Source organism: Pseudomonas sp. GW821-FHT09H03, from assembly GCF_059415945.1.
The window spans coordinates 194178-216408 of the sequence record NZ_JBWKOF010000002.1 but is presented as its reverse complement, the minus strand read 5'-3'; the positions used below and the strand labels follow the sequence as shown (position 1 = coordinate 216408).

General features: G+C 59.1%; 24 protein-coding genes and 1 pseudogene. 6 read left to right on the top strand and 19 right to left on the bottom strand.

The window, feature by feature from the left end; genetic code table 11:
- The first annotated feature begins 203 nt into the window (after positions 1 to 203).
- From AC07OG_RS03640 to AC07OG_RS03630, 3 genes are all read left to right on the top strand, one after another.
- Positions 204 to 1001 carry a transporter substrate-binding domain-containing protein gene (locus tag AC07OG_RS03640; RefSeq protein WP_218424229.1) on the top strand — a complete coding sequence of 266 codons (798 nt, stop codon included), beginning with the start codon at positions 204 to 206 and terminating at the stop codon, positions 999 to 1001.
- 131 nt (positions 1002 to 1132) lie between these two features.
- Positions 1133 to 2092, top strand: a complete 960-nt coding sequence (locus tag AC07OG_RS03635) for an amino acid ABC transporter permease (RefSeq protein ID WP_495066240.1) — start codon at positions 1133 to 1135, stop codon at positions 2090 to 2092.
- Positions 2085 to 2819: an amino acid ABC transporter ATP-binding protein gene (locus AC07OG_RS03630; protein ID WP_060542597.1), complete on the top strand. Its 735-nt coding sequence runs from the start codon at positions 2085 to 2087 to the stop codon at positions 2817 to 2819. Before AC07OG_RS03635 ends, AC07OG_RS03630 begins: the two co-directional genes overlap by 8 nt.
- A 93-nt stretch (positions 2820 to 2912) precedes the next feature.
- Here AC07OG_RS03630 and AC07OG_RS03625 read toward each other — a convergent pair whose 3' ends face one another.
- From AC07OG_RS03625 to ubiE, 12 genes and pseudogenes are all read right to left on the bottom strand, one after another.
- Positions 2913 to 3767, bottom strand: a complete 855-nt coding sequence (locus AC07OG_RS03625) for a PI-PLC domain-containing protein (RefSeq protein ID WP_495066239.1) — start codon at positions 3765 to 3767, stop codon at positions 2913 to 2915.
- Positions 3768 to 4005: 238 nt separating this feature from the next.
- Positions 4006 to 4719, bottom strand: coding sequence for a methyl-accepting chemotaxis protein (locus AC07OG_RS03620; protein ID WP_495066359.1), 714 nt, complete (start codon positions 4717 to 4719; stop codon positions 4006 to 4008).
- A 141-nt stretch (positions 4720 to 4860) separates the two neighbouring features.
- A pseudogene (locus tag AC07OG_RS03615) lies at positions 4861 to 5922 on the bottom strand (methyl-accepting chemotaxis protein); the annotation flags it as partial.
- Positions 5923 to 6002: 80 nt separating this feature from the next.
- Positions 6003 to 6710 carry a 16S rRNA (uracil(1498)-N(3))-methyltransferase gene (locus tag AC07OG_RS03610; RefSeq protein WP_495066238.1) on the bottom strand — a complete coding sequence of 236 codons (708 nt, stop codon included), beginning with the start codon at positions 6708 to 6710 and terminating at the stop codon, positions 6003 to 6005.
- Complete coding sequence (gene tatC, locus AC07OG_RS03605) at positions 6707 to 7501, bottom strand: twin-arginine translocase subunit TatC (protein WP_060542601.1); 795 nt, start codon at positions 7499 to 7501, stop codon at positions 6707 to 6709. Before tatC ends, AC07OG_RS03610 begins: the two co-directional genes overlap by 4 nt.
- Positions 7498 to 7947 (bottom strand): Sec-independent protein translocase protein TatB, encoded by a 450-nt coding sequence (tatB, locus tag AC07OG_RS03600; protein ID WP_495066237.1) that lies wholly within the window; start codon positions 7945 to 7947, stop codon positions 7498 to 7500. Before tatB ends, tatC begins: the two co-directional genes overlap by 4 nt.
- A 10-nt stretch (positions 7948 to 7957) precedes the next feature.
- Entirely contained in the window at positions 7958 to 8230 is a 273-nt protein-coding gene (locus AC07OG_RS03595) for a twin-arginine translocase TatA/TatE family subunit (protein WP_495066236.1), read from the bottom strand.
- Between the two features lie 25 nt (positions 8231 to 8255).
- The gene (locus AC07OG_RS03590) at positions 8256 to 8588 is read right to left on the bottom strand and encodes a phosphoribosyl-ATP diphosphatase (protein WP_046816939.1); all 333 of its coding nucleotides are present in this window, start codon (positions 8586 to 8588) and stop codon (positions 8256 to 8258) included.
- A complete protein-coding gene (gene hisI, locus AC07OG_RS03585; RefSeq protein ID WP_033045332.1) occupies positions 8581 to 8982 on the bottom strand; it encodes a phosphoribosyl-AMP cyclohydrolase in 402 nt (133 codons plus the stop codon). Before hisI ends, AC07OG_RS03590 begins: the two co-directional genes overlap by 8 nt.
- Positions 8983 to 9062: 80 nt before the next feature.
- A complete protein-coding gene (ubiB, locus tag AC07OG_RS03580) occupies positions 9063 to 10667 on the bottom strand; it encodes a ubiquinone biosynthesis regulatory protein kinase UbiB (protein WP_060542603.1) in 1605 nt (534 codons plus the stop codon).
- Entirely contained in the window at positions 10664 to 11287 is a 624-nt protein-coding gene (locus AC07OG_RS03575) for a ubiquinone biosynthesis accessory factor UbiJ (protein ID WP_495066235.1), read from the bottom strand. The genes ubiB and AC07OG_RS03575 overlap by 4 nt, the downstream gene beginning before the upstream one ends.
- Positions 11287 to 12057: a bifunctional demethylmenaquinone methyltransferase/2-methoxy-6-polyprenyl-1,4-benzoquinol methylase UbiE gene (ubiE, locus tag AC07OG_RS03570; RefSeq protein WP_060542605.1), complete on the bottom strand. Its 771-nt coding sequence runs from the start codon at positions 12055 to 12057 to the stop codon at positions 11287 to 11289. The genes AC07OG_RS03575 and ubiE overlap by 1 nt, the downstream gene beginning before the upstream one ends.
- 154 nt (positions 12058 to 12211) lie before the next feature.
- Between ubiE and AC07OG_RS03565 the strand changes: the two genes are divergently transcribed.
- The 3 genes from AC07OG_RS03565 (at position 12212) to AC07OG_RS03555 (ending at position 13891) form a co-directional block, all read left to right on the top strand.
- On the top strand, positions 12212 to 12487 hold the full coding sequence (locus AC07OG_RS03565) for a polyhydroxyalkanoic acid system family protein (protein WP_060542606.1): 276 nt from the start codon (positions 12212 to 12214) through the stop codon (positions 12485 to 12487).
- Between the two features lie 182 nt (positions 12488 to 12669).
- The gene (locus AC07OG_RS03560) at positions 12670 to 13092 is read left to right on the top strand and encodes a phasin family protein (protein ID WP_060542607.1); all 423 of its coding nucleotides are present in this window, start codon (positions 12670 to 12672) and stop codon (positions 13090 to 13092) included.
- 10 nt (positions 13093 to 13102) lie between these two features.
- Positions 13103 to 13891 carry a phasin family protein gene (locus AC07OG_RS03555; RefSeq protein ID WP_060542608.1) on the top strand — a complete coding sequence of 263 codons (789 nt, stop codon included), beginning with the start codon at positions 13103 to 13105 and terminating at the stop codon, positions 13889 to 13891.
- A 186-nt stretch (positions 13892 to 14077) separates the two neighbouring features.
- On the opposite strand, the gene AC07OG_RS03550 is transcribed toward AC07OG_RS03555, so the two are convergent.
- The 7 genes from AC07OG_RS03550 to hslV all read right to left on the bottom strand — a co-directional run bounded on the left by AC07OG_RS03550 (position 14078) and on the right by hslV (position 21905).
- The gene (locus AC07OG_RS03550) at positions 14078 to 14698 is read right to left on the bottom strand and encodes a TetR/AcrR family transcriptional regulator (RefSeq protein WP_060542609.1); all 621 of its coding nucleotides are present in this window, start codon (positions 14696 to 14698) and stop codon (positions 14078 to 14080) included.
- Between the two features lie 27 nt (positions 14699 to 14725).
- On the bottom strand, positions 14726 to 16408 hold the full coding sequence (gene phaC / locus AC07OG_RS03545) for a class II poly(R)-hydroxyalkanoic acid synthase (RefSeq protein WP_218424233.1): 1683 nt from the start codon (positions 16406 to 16408) through the stop codon (positions 14726 to 14728).
- A 127-nt stretch (positions 16409 to 16535) separates the two neighbouring features.
- The gene (phaZ, locus tag AC07OG_RS03540) at positions 16536 to 17390 is read right to left on the bottom strand and encodes a poly(3-hydroxyalkanoate) depolymerase (protein ID WP_060542611.1); all 855 of its coding nucleotides are present in this window, start codon (positions 17388 to 17390) and stop codon (positions 16536 to 16538) included.
- Positions 17391 to 17552: 162 nt separating this feature from the next.
- Positions 17553 to 19232: a class II poly(R)-hydroxyalkanoic acid synthase gene (gene phaC / locus AC07OG_RS03535; protein WP_495066234.1), complete on the bottom strand. Its 1680-nt coding sequence runs from the start codon at positions 19230 to 19232 to the stop codon at positions 17553 to 17555.
- Positions 19233 to 19489: 257 nt separating this feature from the next.
- Positions 19490 to 19867, bottom strand: coding sequence for a gamma-butyrobetaine hydroxylase family protein (locus AC07OG_RS03530; RefSeq protein ID WP_060542613.1), 378 nt, complete (start codon positions 19865 to 19867; stop codon positions 19490 to 19492).
- 114 nt (positions 19868 to 19981) lie between these two features.
- Positions 19982 to 21319 (bottom strand): ATP-dependent protease ATPase subunit HslU, encoded by a 1338-nt coding sequence (hslU, locus tag AC07OG_RS03525; protein ID WP_060542614.1) that lies wholly within the window; start codon positions 21317 to 21319, stop codon positions 19982 to 19984.
- Positions 21320 to 21374: 55 nt separating this feature from the next.
- Positions 21375 to 21905 (bottom strand): ATP-dependent protease subunit HslV, encoded by a 531-nt coding sequence (gene hslV / locus AC07OG_RS03520; protein WP_007975582.1) that lies wholly within the window; start codon positions 21903 to 21905, stop codon positions 21375 to 21377.
- Between the last annotated feature and the right edge of the window lie 326 nt (positions 21906 to 22231).

Below are 22231 nucleotides of genomic sequence, written 5' to 3'. Positions count from 1 at the left end.
ATGCATAGGTCAGTACAGTTACTTTCATGGAATAACGGGCTTTTTTTGCCTGAACGTCGCCAAGCTCTTGTGCAAATGAACGAGTGCGTTAGCATCCATCCCCGAATTGGTGCGCCCGGATAATTTTTCTCCGTATTGGTGTGTTTCCTTACGGAAGCCACCATTTGCGCGCCTCATATCGCAATGGTTTTGGGGACTTGAAGATGAAGAAGTATCTGTCGATGCTGCTGGTCGGCGTCACGGCATTGGTTGCAGTCGGCGCGGCGCAGGCCGGTGCCATTGATGACGCGGTCAAGCGCGGCACCTTGAAGGTCGGCATGGACCCGACCTACATGCCGTTCGAGATGACCAACAAGCGCGGCGAGATCATCGGTTTCGAAGTCGACATCCTCAAAGCGATGACCAAGGCCATGGGTGTCAAGCTGGAGCTGGTGTCTACTGGTTACGACGGCATCATCCCGGCCCTGCTCACCGACAAGTTCGACATGATCGGCAGCGGCATGACCCTGACCCAAGAGCGCAACCTGCGCCTGAATTTCAGCGAACCGTTCATCGTGGTCGGCCAAACCTTGCTGATCCGCAAGGAGCTGGAAGGCACCATCAAGTCCTACAAAGACCTGAACACTGCCGACTACCGCATCACCTCCAAGCTTGGCACCACCGGTGAGATGGTCGCGAAGAAGCTGATCTCCAAAGCCAAATACCACGGCTATGACAATGAGCAGGAAGCGGTGCTCGACGTGGTCAATGGCAAGGCCGATGCCTTTATCTACGACGCGCCTTACAACGTTGTGGCCGTGAACAAGGTCGGCAACGGCAAGCTGGTATTCCTCGACAAGCCGTTCACCTACGAGCCCCTGGCGTTCGGCCTGAAGAAGGGTGACTACGACAGCATCAACTTCATCAACAACTTCCTGCACCAGATCCACGAAGACGGCACCTACGATCGCATCCATGACAAGTGGTTCAAAGACACCGCTTGGCAGAAGGACATGGAGTAAGGCTCGGTCAGATAGACCGCGTCGCGCCGAATCGCCAGCAGGCTGGCTCTCACAATGAAATGCATTCCCCTGTGGGAGCCAGCCTGCTGGCGATGACGGCCTCCAAGGCAACACAAATTCCGGAACCTGCAATGAAACAGAAAAAAGCCCAATGGCCCTGGCACGCCCTGACCGTGCTGGTGCTGATCGGTCTGGCCGGCGCGTTGTATTACGCCACCTCGCTGATGTCCTACGAATGGCGCTGGAACCGCGTACCGCAGTACTTCGCCTACCACGCCGAAGAATCCCAACGCGCCGCCGACATCTCCACCGTCAGCGAACTGGTGCGTAAAGGCGACAAGGCGCAAGTGACCCTGCGCAACGATGCAGGCGATGAACAACACCTGACCGTCGACGAAAACAGCCTGCAAGTCGCCCAGGGCGATGATTTGGCCGAAGGTGACGTGGTCGGCGTAACCCGCCATTGGGCCGCAGGACCGCTGATGTGGGGCCTCTGGACCACCTTGTGGCTATCGGTGGTCTCTGGTGTGCTGGGTCTGCTGATCGGCCTCGCCACCGGCTTGTGCCGCCTGTCGAACAACCCGACCTTGCGCGACCTCTCGACCATTTACGTCGAACTGGTGCGTGGCACGCCGCTGCTGGTACAGATCTTCATTTTCTACTTCTTCATCGGTACGGTGATGAACCTGTCCCGGGAGTTCGCCGGGATCGCTGCGCTGTCGCTGTTTACAGGTGCTTACGTAGCGGAAATCATCCGCTCGGGCGTGCAGTCGATCGCCCGTGGTCAGAATGAAGCTGCACGGTCCCTGGGCCTGAGTGCGGGTCAGTCGATGCGCCATGTGGTGCTGCCGCAAGCGTTCAAGCGCGTGTTGCCACCGCTGGCCGGGCAGTTCATCAGCCTGGTCAAGGACACCTCGCTGGTGTCGGTGATCGCGATTACCGAACTGCTCAAAAGCGGTCGTGAAGTCATTACCACGTCGTTCTCGCCGTTCGAAATCCTGTTCTGTGTCGCCGGCCTGTACCTGTTGATCAACCTGCCGCTGTCGAAAATCGCCAGCCGGCTTGAGCGGAGGCTCGCGCAAAGTGATTGAAGTCCGCGATCTGGTAAAAGTCTACGACACCCGTGGTCAGGTGGTGCGTGCGGTGGATAACGTCAGCACCACGGTGGCCAAGGGCGAAGTACTGGTGGTGATCGGCCCGTCCGGTTCCGGCAAGTCGACCTTTCTGCGCTGCCTCAATGGCCTGGAAGAGTTTGATTCGGGCTCGGTAAGCATCGATGGTCTGCAACTGGCCGATCCGAAAACCGATGTGAACGCCTATCGCCGAGAGGTCGGCATGGTGTTCCAGCACTTCAATCTATTCCCGCACATGACCGTTCTGGAAAACCTTTGCCTGGCGCAGAAAGTCGTGCGCAAACGCGGCAAGAAGGAGCGTGAAGCCAAGGCCTTGGCGCTGCTGGAAAAGGTCGGGATTGCGCAGAAGGCCAACGAGTTTCCGTCACGCCTGTCCGGCGGTCAGCAACAGCGCGTGGCGATCGCCCGGGCGCTGGCGATGGAGCCAAAGGTGATGCTGTTCGATGAGCCGACCTCGGCGTTGGACCCGGAAATGGTCGGCGAAGTGCTGGATGTGATGAAGAACCTGGCCGTGGAAGGCATGACCATGGTGTGCGTCACCCACGAAATGGGTTTTGCCCGGGAAGTAGCCGATCGTGTGCTGTTCTTCGATCATGGCAAGTTGCTGGAAGATGCATCGCCAGCGCAGTTTTTCGATGCCCCGAAAGATCCGCGGGCTCAGGCATTTTTGCGCCAGGTTCTATAGCGCAAGCGCCTGTAGCCAGGTTATCCAGCACGTCGCTTTGCCGTGAGCAGGCTCGGCGACGTGGGGGCGGATGCTGATATCAGCCGATATCAATTAGCTGCGCGCGCCTCTGGCCTTGTTAAGCTCAATGCATTTTTCGACGATGCCTGTGTCTTGAATGAAGTCTGCATTGATGATGTTGAAAACGCTATGTTGCGGATGGAACACGTCTGTCCAGACTTTCTCGCCTCGCCTCAGGCGCATTGGGCCTCCGGTGTTATAAATGGTCGCTGACAGTGAGCTGAATGTACTGCTGGAAACTCTTGCCCTGGCTCTGTTGATGAAACTTTCAAGTTGTGCTCGAGTTGTCTGATCGCCTTCCCATATGTGCTGGATGGTATTCCAGTAGGTGCCGCCTTCCCAGCAAATGATTACATTGCGATTAGGGTGGCTCTTTTTGATTTCGGCCAAAGTCAGGTTTCTAGCGGTGGGTGGGATCAGTAAATGATTCAGTTGGCTTAACTTGTTTCGAAAGCGTCCAATGCTGTCATTAAGATTTCTGCCACGGTCAAACTTGTGAATGTCCAGTATTATCAGCTCGCCACGATTTGACTCCGCGAACCTTTTGACCTCCGCAAGGCATTGGTCGAAATTTCTTCCAGGTAAACCATGTACACACTTGAACTCCTCGATGAATTTGTATCGAGGGACCTTCGAGCCACCAACATCTTTTCTGTAACTGTAGTCGGTAACGCGCAAATCGAGGACACGGGCACCCTGGTTCAATTGGGTGCCGAAAAAATAGTCCTGGCATGCCATCCAATTGCCGAAAACAGGATCCAGTGAGCCTTTATCCACACCGGAATTATGGGCAGAGGGTAGAGCGAGCTGGTGCACGCGCAGGTTCTTGATATGTTCATAGATGCCCGTCATCCAGGCATTGCCAAGTGTAAAATTTGTTACGTTCATGATGTTCACTCCTTGTGATTAGCCAACAACAAGCATGTCTATGCGTAATAATCGCGTCTGCGCTATTAACATAGTGCTTTGCTGTGGTTCCTTTGATTGAGGAGTGAACTTAGCATGCCGGGTTTTTGGTTTGTGTTCGGCGCCTTTGTATTCAGTTTTTCTACAGTCGTAAGTTAGTGTTTTTATATTGTTGAGTGAGGGAGGGCTTGTCCGCGTTGGGCAAGCCCTCTTTAAATATTCAAACTTTAAAGCGCCCCACCAACATTTGCAGATGTGTACCCAACCGCGCCAGCTCAACACTGGACGTTGCCGTTTCTTCACTCGCCGCTGACGTCTGATCCGACACATCCCGTACGTTCAACACGCTTCGGTTGATTTCCTCGGCCACGGCGCTTTGCTGCTCGGCCGCCGCTGCAATCTGTTGGTTCATCGCCTGAATGGTCGATACGGTACGGGTAATGCTTTCCAGTGAAGTACCGGCACGGCGGGTCAGTTCGACGCTGCTGTCGGTCAGGTTGCGGCTGTTGTCCATGATGGTCGCCACTTGCTGGGTGCCGTTTTGCAGGCCGACGATCAGTTCTTCGATCTCTTCGGTGGACTTCTGGGTGCGCTGGGCCAGACTGCGGACTTCGTCGGCGACCACGGCAAAACCGCGCCCGGCCTCCCCGGCACGGGCCGCTTCAATCGCCGCGTTGAGTGCCAGCAGGTTGGTTTGCTGGGCCACGGATTTGATCACGTCCAATACGCTGCCGATCTTGTCACTCTCGCGCTTGAGCTCACCCATGGCTTCGGTGGAGTTACCGACTTCCCTGGCCAGGCGCTCGATCTGGGCGATCGCTTCGCCGACCACCTTGTCGCCTTCGCGGGCCTGCTGGTCGGCGGCGACCGCCGCTTCGGATGCTTCCTCGGCGTTGCGTGCGACTTCCTGCACGGTGGCGGCCATTTCGTTCATGGCGGTGGCGACCTGATCGGTCTCGACTCTCTGACTGTTAACCCCGGCGCTGGTCTGCTCGGTGACGGCGGACAACTCCTCGGCAGCGCTGGCGATCTGGGTGACGCCATCACTGATCCCACCGATCAGTTCGCGCAGACCCCGGGTCATGCCTTGCATGGCGCGTTGCAGTTGACCAAGCTCATCGCGGCGCAGGGACACAAGGTTTTGCGTCAGGTCACCGGCGGCCACGCGTTCGGCCACTGCCAGGGTCTGGTTCAGGGGGATGACGATTTGCCGGGTAATTGCCCATGCCGCCAGCAAGCCGAAGGCAATCGCCAGCGCGGTAACCAGGGTCAGCATGTTCTTGGCGTGAGCGGCATCGGTGTCGCGGACAACGGTTTGCGAAACGGTGAGTTTCTTGCTCAGGTCCAGCAGGATGTCGCCTTGGGCGGCCATGCGCGCCAGTGATTGGGTCGTGGCCATCTGGGAATCGCTGAACTGGCTGACAGCGGCGCGATAGGCCTTGAGGGCGTCGGTGGCCTGTTGCAGGTTGGCCAGGTGCTCTTCGGGCAATGTGGCTGGAAGGCTCTCGAGGTTTTTCAGGGCATTGTCGATCGCGTCCAGGGCGGGCTGTGCAGCTTCGCTCTTGCCGCTGTAGGTGTAGCCGCGTACCTGGAAGCGTGCCTGCTGGATCAGCTTGCTGAGGTTGATCACGCTGTTGAAGGCGCTCACGCTGTCGCCTTGCAGCATGGATTTTTCCACTTCGGCGACACGGGCCGCTGCGGTGTCGGCAGTGGCGCCGAGTTTGCTGCGGGCGTCCTCGCGCTGGGCGCCTGCCCGGGTCATGTCGCTGAACGCGCGGCGGTACTCGGCGACAGCGGCCAGTTGTTGATCCACCATGGCGGCGTCAGCTGGTTGCTCGATCAGGCTGCGCGCGGTATGCAGGCCGGTTTCGAGCTTGCCTAACAGGTCGTTGACGGCTGCGGGGCCTTGCTCGCCGCGACGCATTTCATAGTCCATGCGCGCCAGGCGCAGATCCTTGGTCAGCTCGTTGACAGTGGCGATGAAGCCAAGCTTGTCGCCACGGCTGATCACGCCGCTCAGACCGGACCAGCCGGTGAAGGTGATCAGCAGTGTCAGCAATAACAGCAGGCCAAAACCGATTCCCAGTTTGCGTTTGACACGTATGTGCCCAAGATTCTCGGCTAGCCAACTGTACATGCTACTTCTCCCCGGACCGCAAATTGGTTTTGTGGGGGGTATATCGGCGGCGCGCAGATATTCTGTAGGGCTGTGTGAATTTAGAAGAGGCGGGCCAATAGCGCGGTTACGGCGGTTTCGACGCGAAGGATACGCTCGCCCAACTGCACCGGTTGCAGGCCGGACTTGCCCAGCAGGTCGATTTCGTAGGGGATCCAGCCGCCCTCGGGGCCGATCGCCAGGGTCACCGGCTCGTTCAGCGCACGAGGGCAGGGCGGGTAGTTGCCCGGGTGCCCGACCAGGCCCAGGGTGCCTTCGCTAATCGCCGGCAGGCGGTCTTCGACAAACGGCTTGAAGCGCTTCTCGATAATAACCTGTGGCAGCACGCTGTCCCGGGCTTGTTCCAGGCCGAGGATCAATTGCTCGCGAATCGCTTCAGGCTCAAGGAATGGTGTCTGCCAGAAGCTCTTCTCGACGCGATAGCTGTTGACCAGCACGATGCGTGGCACTCCCATGGCGGCCACGGTCTGAAACACCCTGCGCAGCATCTTGGGTCGTGGCAGGGCCAGTACCAGGGTCAGCGGCAGCTTGGCCGGCGGCGATTGGTCGAGTGTGACGCGCAACTCCGCTTCAGCGGCGTCCAGGCGCAACACCTCGGCCGATCCCATCAGCCCGCCGATCCGCCCGACACGCATGCTGTCGCCGACTTCGCAGCGATGTACTTGCTGCATGTGAGTCAAACGACGGTCGCGCAGGACCACCCGGTCAGCCGCGATGAAGTCGGCCTCCTCGAGGAGCAGCAGGTTCACGCTTGAGTCGCTGGCGGCTGGTCGTTGTGATCGTCAGCCGGTTGGTCGTCCGGATGTTCGCCGCGCTTGCTGATCAGGCTGCCGAACAGGATGCCAACCTCGAACAGCATCCACATCGGCACGGCCAGCAGTGTCTGCGAGAAGATGTCCGGCGGCGTCAGGATCATCCCGACCACGAAGCAGCCGATGATCACGTACGGGCGGATTTTCTTCAGGTATTTGACGTCGACCACGCCTATCCACACCAGCAGCACCACGGCCACCGGAATCTCGAACGCCACGCCGAAGGCGAAGAACAGCGTCATGACGAAATCCAGGTAGCTGCTGATGTCGGTCATCATTTCAACTCCGGCCGGGGTGGCGGCGGCGAAGAATTTGAAGATCAGCGGGAACACCAGGTAATAGGCGAACGCCATGCCAGCGTAGAACAGCAAAATACTCGAAACCAGCAGGGGCACGGCGATGCGCTTTTCATGCTTGTACAGGCCCGGGGCGATGAAGCCCCAGATCTGATGCAGGATCACCGGGATGGCCAGGAACAGCGAGACCATCATGGTCAGCTTCAGCGGCGTCAGGAACGGCGACGACACGTCGGTGGCGATCATCGTCGCGCCGACCGGCAGGTACTCGCGCAGCGGCGTGGAGACGAAGGTGTAGATCTGCTGGGTGAAAGCGAACAACCCGGCGAAGATGATGAAGATCGCCGCTACACAACGCAGCAGGCGGGTACGCAGCTCGGTGAGGTGCGAAACCAGCGGCATGTGCTGGTCATTTTCAGGAAGGTCGCTCATGGGGCTCGCGGCGGCAAAGTAGTGTCGTTGGGCGCTGCCGTGGTCGGCGCGGCGGCTGGAGCAACAGGTTCTTCCGGGGTCGCCACAACGACTGGCGCAGCTTCAGTTGTGGCGACAGCGGGCGCCGGCGCAGGTGTTGGCGCGGCGGCAGTGTGAATCGTCTGCGCTCCAACGTGTTCGACCGGCGTCGGCTCCTGCTGGGTCGGCGTGAAGATCTTCCGCGCCTCCTGCTCAAGCGACAGGATGTGTTCGTTGTGCAGTTGCCGACGAATTTCGTCGGCACCGATCTCACGTTCAACTTCCTGTTTGATCGCATTGAAGCTGCGCTTCAGTCGCCCGACCCACAGGCCTGCGGTGCGCGCAGCGCCCGGCAGACGCTCGGGGCCCAGCACCAGCAGGGCCACGAGGCCGACAAGCAGCAATTCAGAGAAGCTGATACCAAACATTAGTCAGTGCTCACACGTCTTTGCGGATCGGCTCTTCGACTTTCTGTGCCTGCACGTCGATGGTGTGCGGCTGGTTTACAGAGGCCTGTGGCTGAACCGGCGGAACCGGTTGGGCTGGGGTCGCGGTCGGATCGGCCGGTTTTTCGTCATCGTTCATGGCTTTGCGGAAGCCCTTGATCGATTCACCGACGTCGGTGCCAAGGTTTTTCAGTTTCTTGGTACCGAATACCAGCACCACGACAACCAGGATGACGATCCAGTGTTTCCAGTCAAAAATGCCCATGCTGCTGCTCCTCTCTAATCGTTATTCAGGCGGACGGGCGCGAGGCTTTCTCGGCGTGTCCGGACAGACCGAAACGACGGTCCAGTTCATCGAGTACAGCCTGTGGATGCTGCCCCAGTTGGGCGAGCATGACCATGCTGTGGAACCATAAGTCGGCAGTCTCGTAGATTACATCGCTGCAGTCACCGCTGACGGCGGCATCCTTGGCTGCAATGATGGTTTCGACCGACTCTTCGCCGACTTTTTCCAGAATCTTGTTCAAGCCCTTGTGGTACAGGCTGGCGACATATGAGCTGTCGGCGGCGGCGCCTTTGCGCTCTTCCAGCACTTGGGCCAGACGGGTCAGCGTGTCACTCATGTTTGTGTCCTGCGCAATAGATGGCGTGCGGATCTTTCAGGACGGGGTCGACAGTCGTCCAGTCGCCGTTTTCGAAAACGCGATAGAAGCAGCTCTGGCGACCGGTATGACAGGCAATGTCACCGATCTGCTCGACCATCAGGATAATCACGTCGGCATCACAGTCCAGGCGCATCTCGTGCAGGGTCTGCACGTGGCCGGACTCTTCACCCTTGCGCCACAGTTTGCCACGCGAGCGTGACCAGTAAATGGCGCGGTTCTCGGCTGCAGTCAGTTCCAGTGCTTCACGATTCATCCAGGCCATCATCAGGACGCGCCCGGTCTTGTGATCCTGGGCAATCGCCGGCACCAGGCCATCTGCGTCCCACTTGATCTCGTCCAGCCAGTTTTTCATTTTCGACTCCGACAGCGAACCCGACATTTCATGAGTCAGGCTCAACGTTGAAACAGTGTGCCAGTGCGCAGCACAACTGGCTATCGGCGTACGACCAGATACAAACCGACAGCCATCATGATGCCCGCCGGCCAGTAGGCCAGATCGTTCAACGGCCCGCCTGCGGCGAGGACCGCGCCACCGGCCAGATGGGCCGTGCCGAGCAGGCGCAGGAACCAGTCGTCGTGGCGACGGTGCCACGGTGGTGGCGGGTCGTAGGCGTGGGGCTGGGACATTCGTTCGAGCAGGTCGCGGGCCATGTTGGCCAAGTGCGGGATCTGTTCGAACTGGCTCTGCACATTGCCCAGTAGAGCTTTGGGGCTGACCCGTTCGCGCATCCAGCGTTCGAGGAACGGTTGCGCGGTGTTCCACAGATCGAGGTCCGGGTACAGCTGGCGGCCCAGGCCTTCGATGTTCAACAGGGTTTTCTGCAAGAGCACCAGCTGCGGTTGCACTTCCATGTTGAAGCGCCGCGCGGTCTGGAACAGGCGCATCAGCACCTGGCCGAAGGAAATATCTTTTAACGGTTTTTCGAAGATCGGTTCGCACACGGTACGGATCGCGGCTTCGAACTCGTTGAGTTTGGTTTCCGCCGGCACCCAGCCCGAATCGATGTGCAGCTGTGCCACGCGGCGATAATCGCGCTTGAAGAAAGCGAACAGGTTTCGCGCCAGGTAATCCTGGTCCTCCGGCGTGAGGCTGCCAACGATGCCGCAGTCGATCGCGATGTATTGCGGACTCCATGGGTTCACGGTGCTGACGAAGATGTTGCCGGGATGCATGTCGGCGTGGAAGAAACTGTCGCGAAACACCTGGGTGAAGAAAATCTCCACGCCGCGCTCGGCGAGCATTTTCATGTCGGTGCGCTGGTCGGCGAGGGTGGCCAGATCGGTGACCTGGATGCCGTAGATACGCTCCATCACCAGTACTTTCGGCCGGCACCAGTCCCAATAGACTTGTGGTACGTACAGCAGCGGCGAGCCTTCGAAGTTGCGCTTCAACTGGCTGGCGTTGGCCGCCTCGCGCAGCAGGTCGAGTTCGTCGTAGATGGTTTTTTCGTAGTCCTGAACCACGTCGACCGGATGCAGCAGGCGCGCATCGGCGGAAAGTTTCTCAGCGGCGCGAGCGAGAATGAACAGCCACGCCAGGTCCTGGGCGATCACCGGTTTGAGGCCCGGGCGGATCACCTTGACCACCACTTCTTCGCCGGTTTTCAACTGCGCGGCGTGCACTTGTGCCACCGAGGCCGAGGCCAGCGGTTCGACGTCGAAACGGCTGAACACTTCACTGATTTTCTTGCCGAGCTGTTCTTCGATCAGCTTGACCGACACCTGCGAGTCGAACGGCGGCACGCGGTCCTGCAGCTTCATCAGCTCATCGGCAATATCCTCGGGCAGCAGGTCGCGGCGAGTGGACAGAATCTGCCCGAACTTGATGAAAATCGGCCCCAGGTCCTGCAGTGCCAGGCGCAGGCGCGCGCCACGGCTCAGGTCCAGAGTCTTGCGCGGGAACCAGCGCCACGGCAGCGCATACCGCAACGCCCGTAAAAACCAGGGCAGCGGCAGGGCGAACAGCAGGTCATCGAGACGGTAGCGGATCACAACGCGCTGGATGCGCAACAAACGGCGGACGGCAAGCAGCTTCATGCGTTATCGCTTGGGTCGAGGGATCGGGAAAGGCGCTCGAAGCGCGCCTCAAGTCGTTCCAGATCGAGTTTGATCCGGTCCAGTTCACTGAAGCGGGCCTCGGCTTCGCGCTGACCGACGAGGGTGCGCGATTCTTCGGCCAGGTAATCACCCAGGTTCTGGTTCAGGCTGGCGAACCCTTGCTGATACCAGCGGGCGCGACTGCGCAGGTGACCACCGACCAGTTGGGTGGCGACCGGCCCCAGCCAGCGCGAGAGTTCGTACTCCCAGTCCAGCTCAAGGTCCTGAAGGATCGCCGCCAGTTCCAGCAGCACGCCGCTGTCACCGTCGAGTTCGACTTCCGGGGCGTGCAGCACCGCAGTCTTGTCCTTGCTCATGGCCAGTTTCAGCAGGCTCGAGGCCGGTGCACGCAAGGTGCAGTCAGCGCCGGTTTCCCACTGGGAGGCGAGCATCAGGCCTTCATCACTGGGCAGGATGAACAGTTGCAGCGCCGGGCTGCGGCAGTCGACGGCTATTACCTTGCCGCTCAAATGCGCCAACCGCGGCAGCGCCGTGCTGTCGAGGCGCAGCACCCGGTTCAGGCCGGGTTCAACGCTGGCGAGCAGGCCGGCGAGCAGCATCAGGGCTTGATGCCGCGGTGCAGGGCAACGATGCCTGCGGTCATGTTGTGATAGGTCACGCGGTCGAAACCGGCCTCGACCATCATCGACTTCAGGGTTTCCTGGTTCGGGTGCATGCGGATCGATTCGGCCAGGTAGCGATAGCTTTCCGAGTCGTTGGTGATCAGCTTGCCCATCAGCGGCATGAAGGCGAACGAGTAAGCGTCGTAGGCCTTGGACATCAGCGCGTTGGTCGGCTTGGAGAACTCCAGAACCAGCAGGCGGCCGCCTGGCTTGAGCACGCGCAGCATCGAGCGCAGGGCGTCTTCCTTGTGGGTCACGTTGCGCAGGCCGAAGGCGATGGTCACGCAGTCGAAATGGTTGTCCGGGAACGGCAGTTTTTCCGCGTCGGCCTGGACGAACTCGACGTTGCCGGCCACACCCAGATCCAGCAGGCGGTCACGACCGACCTTGAGCATGGATTCGTTGATGTCGGCCAGTACGACCTGGCCGGTCGGGCCTACCAGATGCGAGAACTTTTTGGTCAGGTCACCGGTGCCGCCGGCGATGTCAAGTACGCGGTTACCGCTGCGCACGCCGGACAGTTCGATTGCAAAACGCTTCCACAGACGGTGCATGCCGCCCGACAGAAGGTCATTCATCAAGTCGTACTTGGCGGCTACCGAGTGGAAAACCTCGGCGACTTTTTCCGCTTTCTGGCTTTCCGGAACGTTTTTGAAGCCGAAGTGAGTGGTGGGTTCGGCATCGCTGCCTTTGCGCTGATCAGTCATATCGCTGTCACCAGAAGAGAATGCGCGCCATTCTAATCCCCAAGGCATGCTTTGTCTTGGAATGGCTAAAGGTAAGATAGGCAATCGCCGGGACGATTTGACGCAGCGCGGGTCAAATGTCCTGACCAAGCATTCATAAAGCAGGAGTCATTCAATGGCCCGAATTAGTGTTGAACGTGCCCACGGCCTGGGTAAGGAAGCGGCGCGCGAGAAGGCCGACCAACTGGCACAGAAACTCTCCGATCAGTATGGCCTGGAGCCGCAGTGGTCAGGCGATACCCTGAACCTCAAGCGCTCCGGGGTCAAAGGCGCGGTGCATGTCAGTGAAGACTCGATCAAGGTCGATGTCGAACTGGGCCTGATGATGTCGGCCATGAGTGGCATGATCAAATCGGAAATCGAAAAGGCGCTGGATAAAGCCCTGGTCTGATTTGCGGGTCGAACCACATCCCTTGTGGGAGCCAGCAGGCTGGCTCCCACATCTGTTTTCAGGTGCGTGCGAGCTTTCAAGTTCGTTGTTAGGGTGCCGTTTCTAATTTTTCTCCCTACTTTGTGCCAGAGCCCGACACCTATCCGGGCAGTTCCTCAAACCTTTTGCGCGTGAGGTGCACCATGGCCAAAGTTATTCTGAAGAAAAAAATCGACGCATCGACCAGCGCTCTGGGCGACGTCAAATCCTACGCCCGCAAGATCTGGCTGGCAGGGCTGGGTGCCTACGCCAAGGTCGGCCAAGAGGGCGGCGAATACTTTCAAGAGCTGGTCAAGTCCGGTCAAGCTGTTGAAAAGAAAGGCAAAAAAGTAGTCGCTGAGAAAATCGAAGCGGCCAATAGCGAGATCGACGAAGCCAAGAGCGAAGTCAGCACTTTCAAAGGCAAGGTTGAAGTTCAGCTCGACCGCGTCGAGAAGGCCTTTGACACGCGTGTCGCAAGTACCTTGAATCGTATCGGTATTGCGTCTAAACATGACGTTGAGACACTCTCTGCCAAGCTCGATGAGCTGACGGCATTGCTCGAACGCGTCGCGCGTAAATCTTAAGGAGAACGGGATGGCTGTTAAAAAGAACACCGAGAAAGAAGGCAGCTCGTGGATCGGGAAAGTCGAAGACTACTCCCGTAAGATCTGGCTGGCTGGCTTGGGTGTGTACTCGAAGATCGACACTGACGGCAGCAAACTCTTCGATGCATTGGTAAAAGACGGCGAGAAAGCCGAGAAGCTCACCAAAAACGCTGTTGGCAAAAAAGTCGACGCCGCCAAGGATTCCGCTTCTTCCGCCAAGTCGCGTATCAGCGACGTGAAAGATCGTGCCCTGGGCAAATGGGATGAGCTGGAAGGTGCTTTCGACAAGCGTCTGAACAGCGCCATTTCGCGTCTGGGCGTACCAAGCCGCAATGAAGTCAAGGCTCTGCACAGCAAGGTTGATACCCTGACCAAGCAAATCGAAAAACTGACCGGTGCCAAGGTTGCGCCTGTTGCGGCCAAAACCGCGGCAGCCAAGCCAGCAGCTAAAACCGCTGCCAAGCCACTGACCAAGGCGGCTGCCAAGCCTGCGGCGAAAACTGCCGCTGCCAAACCTGCTGCAGCCAAAGCAGCGGCCAAGCCGGCCGCCGCCAAGCCAGCGGCTAAAACTGCAGCAGCCAAACCTGCAGCCAAACCGGCCGCAAAAAAACCTGCAGTGAAGAAGCCGGCAGCTCCGAAGGCCGCCGCAGCAAAACCAGCAGTGCCTGCCGCCAAGCCGGCAGCACCAGTCAGCGCATCGAACTCCGCTACCGCGCCGACCCCTGCTGTGACCCCGACTGTCGCGCCAGCTCCATCGACGCCAACCAGTCAGTCCTGATTCTTCAGGGCTCAAGAAAACGCCCGGCCTGCGAAGGTCGGGCGTTTTTTTATGCGTCGCATTTCCCCTGTAGGAGCGAGCATGCTCGCGATGGTCGTCAACGATAACGCGGGTTTCCTGAATGCCTGCGGCGCCCTCAGGTTTTTCGCGAGCAGGCTCGCTCCTACAGGGACTGCATTGTCAGAGTTATCCGTGCTCGTCGAGATACTGCATCGCCATCTGCTCAGTCGCAGCCTTGAGCGACGGCAAAAGGTGTGGTGCCACCAGCATCATCACTTGATAAACCACCAGTCGCACTTCACCTTCGCGATCGAGAATTCGCTGATAGTCCAGGGAAAACAGCAGCGTCATGGTGGTCTGCTCCACCAGCTGTCCCAGCGCCTGGGTATCGCTGACCACCAGCCCCCGAGCCTGCAATCGCGCGAGCAACGACGCCATGGTGCGCTTGAGTGCATTGAGCAGATTACGAATGCCCTTGGCCAGTTTCGGCAGGCGTCCGGCGAGGTTGGACAGGTCCTGGAACAGAAACCGGTAGTGCGCCAGGCGTTCTACGATCAGGTGCAGGAACAGCCAGTAATCCTCTGGCGCCAGCTCGACATCGGCCGGTGGATCGAGCAGCGGTGAAAGCTCGCTCTGAAAGCGTTCGAACAGCGCAAGAATCAGCGGTTCCTTGCCGTGGAAGTGGTAGTACAGGTTGCCCGGGCTGATGCCCATTTCGTTGGCAACTTCCATGGTCGAGACGTTCGGTTCACCCTTCTGGTTGAACAACTGCAAGGCACATTCGAGAATCCGGTCGCGGGTTTTCATCCAGTCTTCTTAATGGTTCGTTTAGCGTCAGCGTACGCGCACGTAAGTACCGGGCGCCGCCTCCATCGGTGGATAATTCTGATTGCCGAGAGCCATGTGGGTTTCTTTCTTCGCGCCGGAGCGCTCCTGAATCCAGAGCAGCCATTGAGTCCACCAGCTGCCATCGACATGCTTGGCGTCGTAGTACCAGGCCCGTGGATCGCTGCTCAGTTTGCCGTTTTCGACGTAGTTGGCCTTCGGGTTGCCCGGCGGATTGAGAATGCTCTGCACATGACCGCTGTTGGACAGGACAAAGCGCCGCTCCCCACCCAGCAGCAGGGCGGAGCGGTACACCGCGTCCCACGGCGTGATGTGATCGTTGATGCCGGCCACGCTGAAGCTGTCGACATTTACCTTTTGCAAGTCGATTGGTGTGCCGCAGACTTCCAGCCCGCCGGGGTGAGTCAGCGGGTTGTGCTTGAAGAAGTCCAGCAGGTCGCCATGCAGGGCGGCCGGCAGGCGCGTGTTGTCGTTGTTCCAGTAGAGGATGTCGAACGCTGGCGGCTCCTTGCCCAACAGGTAGTTGTTGACGAAGTAGCTCCAGATCAGATCGTTGGGGCGCATCCAGGCGAAAATCCTGGCCATGTCGCGCCCGTCCAGCACGCCCTTCTGATACGAGCGGCGCTTGGCGGCTTCAAGGGTCTGTTCATCGGCAAAGAGCGCCGCCGGACTGTCCATCTGGCTGTCCAGCAGGCTCACCAGATAGGTTGCGCTGGACACCCGCCGAAGCTGACGCTTGGCCTGCAGGTGGCCCTGCAACGCGGCAATGGTCAGCCCGCCGGCACAGGCGCCCATCAAGTTGACCTCGCGCGCACCGGTGATCGCCCGGCAGACATTCATGGCTTCTTCCACGGCTGCAACGTAGGTCGACAGCCCCCACTCGCGGTGACGCACATCCGGGTTGCGCCAACTGATCATGAAGGTTTGCAAACCGTTTTTCAGTGCGTACTGGACGAAGCTGTTATGGGGGCTCAGATCGAATATGTAGTATTTGTTGATCTGCGGCGGCACCACCAGCAGCGGTTTGGAATACTGCTTTTCGCTCATCGGCTTGTACTGGATCAACTCCAGCAATTCGTTGCGAAACACCACGGCACCCGTGGTGGTGGCGACGGTCCTGCCGACCTCGAATGCCTGCTTGGTGACTTGCCTGGGCAGGCCGTCGTTGTGCAGAAGATCGTCGATCAGATGGCTGATGCCGCGGACCAGGCTGTTGCCGCCGGAGTTGAAGATCTCCTTGATCGCCAGCGGATTGAGCAGGCTGTTGGACGGCGACACCGCGTCGTTGAGCAAGGTAAAAACGAAGTGAGCCCGGGCGCGATCATCCGTGCTCATGTTGCTCTCGTCGATCCAGGTTTTGGTCTGTTTCTGCCAGCTGAGGTAGGCCTGCAGACTGCGACGGTAAAACGGGTTGAGGCTCCATGCCGGGTCGGCGAAACGAGCGTCATGCGGATTGGTCGGGTGCAGGGTATCCCCCAGCAGCACGCGGCCAAGCTGACCACCGAGTTTCAAGGCATGTCGTGCGCTGTGCAGCGGATTGCGTACGCCGTAGGCGGCAACGCTGCGCAGGGTCGATAACAGATCTCGCCCACTCAGGCCGCTAATCGCACTTTGTGCATTGATAAACACGGCGGGAGTGGGTAGGGAATCCCTCGCTGGTTTCTCGCGCATGAATCAACACTCCTTCGTCTTCAGGCCAAACAAAACACCGAACCAGAACAAACATAGACACTGTAATGGGTTGTTGCGCGGCGCGGCGTCCTGCCAATGCCTTTGCGCAAGCAAAAGCCAGGCCGGTTTAGCCGCCCAATGGTGCCGGATGCGGATGCATTACCGCACGCTGGCGCTCCTCCTCAAGGAATTTCATGATGATCGGCGCCACTGCTTCGGCCCGGGTAATCAGAAACAGGTGTCCGTCGTCGATGATGTGCAACTGGGCGTTGGGAATTCGCCAGGCCAGCAGGCGCATGTTGATCAGCGGAATCAGTGGATCGTCATCCCCTGCCAGCACCAGGGTTGGCTGGTTGATTTTGTGCAGCCAGTGAACGCTGGTCCAGCCGAAGCCGGCAAACAGCTGCCAGTAGTAGCCGAGCTTGCCCGCCGAACGGACCTTTGCCGCGTGATTGGCGGCCAGGGTCGGATCGCGACGGAACGAGCCGCCATAGATCAGCGGTGCAATGCGGATAACGTGGGAGGGCTGGATGTAGCGTCGAGGGCTGGCCATCATCCACAGCACTTTCGGCTTGCCCGGCACCATCACTGCGCCCGCCGCTGTCGCAGCCAGTACCAGTTTCTTGCAGCGCTCGGGATAGTCATAGGCGAACTGCTGGGCGAGGGCGCCTCCCCAGGAAACGCCGATTACATTGACTTGTCCGTAGTCGAGATAATCGAGCATGCGTGCCGTGAGCTTGGCCAGTCCGGGAAAGCGATATGGCCGACTCGGCGTCGATGAACCGCCGACACCGGGAACATCGAAGGCGATGACTTCCAGGTCCGGGTCCAGGGCCGCGATGAACGGAAATACCAGCTCCAGGTTGGCGCCGATGCCGTTGAAAATCAGCAGGGGCGTCAAATGAGGCTTGCCGGGGCGTACCGCGGTGCGGAGCGTCTGGCCATCCAGATCGACGGTACGGAATATAAAGGGTTGCGGCATGCTTCAGGCCTTGTGAGTCGCAGTTTCGAATTCTGCCTCGATCCCCTGTGGGAGCGGGCTTGCCCGCGAAGGCGTCAGGTCAGTCGACATTGATGTTGATGTTGATGATCCATAGCTTTCGCGAGCAAGCCCGCTCCCACAAAGGGGGGCGGGGTGTGTCTGTTACCGCTCGTGTACGTAAGTGCCCGGTGCAGCTTCGCCTGCCGAATAAGCCTTGTTGCCCAGTTTCAGTGGAGCCTTTTTCAGGTTGCCCGAGCGCTCGCCCAGCCATGCGTGCCAGTGCAGCCACCAGGAGTCGGTGTGTTTGGTCGACTCTTCCTGCCAGTCATCGGCATTGACGGGCATTTCGGTGCTGGTCATGTAGCGCGACTTCGGATTGCCTGGCGGGTTGAGGATGCTCTGGATGTGGCCGCTGCTGGACAGTACGAATTCAACCTTGCCGCCGAACAGTTGTGCCGACTTGTAGCACGAGCGCCACGGGGTGATGTGGTCGCTGGTACCGGCCAGGGAAAACACATCGACCGTGACCTGCTTGAGATCGATCGGCGTGCCGCACACTTCCAGTGCATTAGGTCGAATCAGCGGGTTGTTTTTGAACATTTCGATCAGGTCGCCGTGGAACGCGGCCGGCAAGCGGGTGGTGTCGTTGTTCCAGAACAGGATGTCGAATACCGGAGGCTCGTTACCCAACAGGTAGTTGTTGACCCAGTAGTTCCAGATCAGGTCGTTGGGGCGCATCCAGGCGAAAACTTTCGCCATGTCACGGCCTTCAAGAACGCCGGCCTGGTAGGACTGGCGCTTGGCGGATTCGAGGGTTTGCTCGTCGACAAACAGGGCCACGTCGCTGTCCAGGGTGGTGTCGAGCACACTGACCAGCAGAGTCAGGGAGTTGACCTTCTTTTCACCGAGCGCCGCGTAATGACCCAGCAGCGCGGTACAGGTGATGCCGCCGGAGCAGGCGCCGAGCATGTTGATGTCTTTACTGCCGGTGATTGCGCTAATCACGTCGACCGCTTCCTTGAGCGCCTCGATGTAGGTCGAGAGGCCCCACTCGCGTTGCGCCTTGGTCGGGTTGCGCCAGCTGACGATAAAGGTCTGTACGTTGCTGCGCAGGCAGAAGCGCGCCAGGCTTTTTTCCGGACTCAGGTCGAAAACATAGAACTTGTTGATCTGCGGTGGTACCACCAGCAACGGCCGTTCATGGACCTGCTCGGTGGTCGGTTTGTACTGGATCAACTCCAGTACGTCATTGCGGAACACCACCGCACCTTCGGTCACAGCCAGGGTCTTGCCTACCTCGAATGCGCCCATGTTGACCTGGCTCGGCATGCCGCCGTTGTGTACCAGATCCTTGGCCAGATGCGAAAGGCCGTCGAGCAGGCTTTTGCCGCCGGTTTCGAAGAAGCGTTTGACCGCAGCCGGGTTGGCGGCGGTGTTGGTCGGGGCCATGGCCTCGGTCATGAGGTTGATCACGAAGTGCCCGCGACTGACGTCACCGGCAGACAGGTTGCTTTCATCGATCCACTGGTGGAGCTCCTTGCGCCACGCCAGGTAAGTCTGCAGATAACGTTTGTAGAGCGGGTTCTGGCTCCAGGCCGGATCGTTGAAGCGACGGTCATCGCTCGACGGGTTCAACTGGGATTTGCCCAACAATACGTTCTTGAGTTCCAGGCCGAAATGGGCAACATGCCGGGCGCTGTGAATTGGTTGTTTGATGGCCTGCCTGAGCACCATGCGAGCAGAAGCCAGTAGATCCTTTCCACGTAATCCAACGACTGGATTCAAACCCAGGGTGTTTTCCGAGGCTTGGTATTTCAAGTCATCGTTATTCTTGTCACTCATCTACGACGCTCCATTGTCCTGAGACCAGTACCGGGTCCTGCTGTGTACTCACACAGCTAATGCCAGGTACTCCCGCCCAGGTGACCGTTAATACTGCATCGCTGCTTTTCAGTTCAGAGATCACTGCAGGGAACTTGCCAGTTCCATTGGTTACCCGAGTTTTATTTTTTTCGCAAGCAGGCCGATCTGTGGCGCTGGAGCCGAGCATTCAAACAGATGAAATTAGAAAATGCCTTCTAAAGAACGACAGGCTCGGATTAGAGCATCAGCTTGACCACGGACTGGTCCGGGTCGCGGGTTTTTCCGGCCGCTTTGAGCTCGCCAAGATAATCGTCCCAGAGTGCGTCATAACGTCGCGCCAATTCGTACAGGTATTCCCAGGTGAACAAGCCGCTGTCGTGACCGTCGTCGAATGTCAGTTTCAGTGCGTACTGACCGGCCGGTTCTATCTTGGTGAGAGCGACGTTGATTTTGCCGAATTGCAGGATGGGGTTGCCGTGGCCCTGGACCTCGGCGGAAGGCGAGTGCACGCGCAGGAATTCGGCAGGCAGGGTGTACTCCTCGCCGGACGCGTATTTCAGCGACAGGGTTTTCGAGGCTTTGTGCAGTTTGATGTCGGTGGGGAGTTGGGTCATGACCAAATGTCCGTTTGTATGCGTGGCCTGACCTTGTAGGAGCCGGCTTGCTGGCGATGGCGATCTGAGGTGCGCCATCGCTAGCAAGCCGGCTCCTACAAGGAATCACATGACCTACAGGATATAACGGGACAGGTCTTCGTTCTGCGCCAATTCGCCCAGGTGGCTGTTGACGTAGTCGGCGTCGATCTGGATGACCTTGCCGTCATGGCTGCTGGCCAGATCGCCGGCACTGAACGACACCTCTTCGAGCAGGCGCTCGAGCAGGGTGTGCAGGCGGCGGGCACCGATGTTTTCGGTCTTTTCGTTGACCTGCCAGGCGATCTCGGCGATACGCTTGATCCCGCTCGGCTGGAACTCGATGCCCAGGCCTTCGGTTTTCAGCAGAGCGCAATATTGCTCGGTGAGCGATGCGTGCGGCTCGCTGAGGATGCGTTCGAAGTCTTCCGGCGACAGCGCCTTGAGCTCCACGCGAATCGGCAGACGACCTTGCAGTTCGGGCACCAGGTCGCTCGGTTTGCTCAGGTGGAACGCACCGGAAGCGATGAACAAGATGTGGTCGGTCTTGACCATGCCCAGCTTGGTGTTGACGGTGCAGCCTTCGATCAACGGCAGCAGGTCGCGCTGCACACCTTCGCGGGACACGTCGACGCCACCGGAATTGCCGCGCTTGGCGACCTTGTCGATTTCGTCGATGAACACGATGCCGTGCTGCTCGACCGCTTCCAGAGCCTTGGCCTTCAACTCTTCATCGTTGACCAGACGGCTGGCTTCTTCGTCGCGCACCAGTTTCAACGCTTCTTTGACCTTGAGCTTGCGAGCTTTCTTTTTGCCCTTGCCCATATTGGCGAACAGGCTTTGCAGCTGGTTGGTCATTTCTTCCATGCCCGGAGGCGCGGAGATATCGACGCCGGCCATTTCGGCGACTTCGATTTCAATCTCCTTGTCATCCAGCTGACCTTCACGCAGGCGCTTGCGGAACAGCTGGCGGGTGTTGGAGTCGGCAGTCGGGGTGTCGTCGTTGCTGAAACCCATGCGCGGCGGAGGAAGCAGTGCATCGAGGATGCGTTCTTCGGCGGCGTCTTCGGCGCGGTGGCGGACCTTGACGATTTCCTGTTCGCGCAGGAGTTTGATGGCGGCATCGGCGAGGTCACGGATGATCGATTCGACATCGCGGCCAACATAGCCGACTTCGGTGAACTTGGTCGCTTCAACCTTGATGAACGGCGCATTGGCCAGCTTGGCCAGGCGACGGGCGATTTCGGTTTTGCCGACGCCGGTCGGGCCGATCATCAGGATGTTCTTGGGCGTCACTTCAACGCGCAGCTCTTCGGGCAGCTGCATCCGGCGCCAGCGATTGCGCAGGGCAATGGCGACGGCGCGCTTGGCATCGTCCTGGCCGATGATATGGCGATTGAGTTCGTGGACGATTTCGCGGGGAGTCATGGACATAATATTTGGCGGACCTCAAGCAAGAATGAGCCGTGGCGCGATGGCCTGCACGGGCTTACTCGGCGCAGTCCTGCTCCTCAATGGTCTGGGTGTGGTTGGTGAATACACAGATGTCGCCGGCGATGCCGAGGGCGGTTTCGACGATTTCCCGGGCAGACAGGTCGGTTTTTTTCAACAGCGCGCTGGCAGCGGCTTGAGCGTAGGCTCCACCGGAACCCATGGCGATCAGGCCGTCTTCGGGCTCAACCACATCGCCGTTACCGGTGATGATCAGGGACGCATCTTTGTTTGCAACCGCGAGCATGGCTTCCAGGCGGCTCAGGGAGCGGTCGGTGCGCCATTCTTTGGCGAGTTCGACAGCGGCGCGAACCAGATGGCCCTGGTGTTTTTCCAGCTGGCCTTCAAAGCGCTCGAAGAGGGTAAAGGCGTCAGCTGTAGCGCCGGCAAAACCGGCGATGACCTGACCGTGATACAGGCGACGAACTTTTTTCGCGTTGCCTTTCATCACGGTGTTGCCAAGGGAAACCTGGCCGTCGCCGCCCATGACGACTTTGCCGTGGCGGCGAACTGAAACGATGGTGGTCAAGGGAAGAGTCTCCACGCAGCGGGGCGAAAATGCCTTATGCCCATTCATATGGGGGTGGTGGAGTGGATTTCAACTGAGAGAAGCGATGGGGGACGAATGGCGTGCACTAACTTGTGGCGAGGGGCTTGCTGTGGTGAGGGGGCTTGCCTGTGGTGAGGGGGCTTGCCTGTGGTGAGGGGGCTTGCCCCCGTTCGGTCGCGCAGCGGCCGCAAAATCAGTATCCCGGATTTGCCTGAGGCAACGCGGTGTAGGGGTTTTGGGGGCGCTTCGCACCCCAGCGGGGGCAAGCCCCCTCGCCACAGGGGTTTTGGGGGCGCTTCGCACCC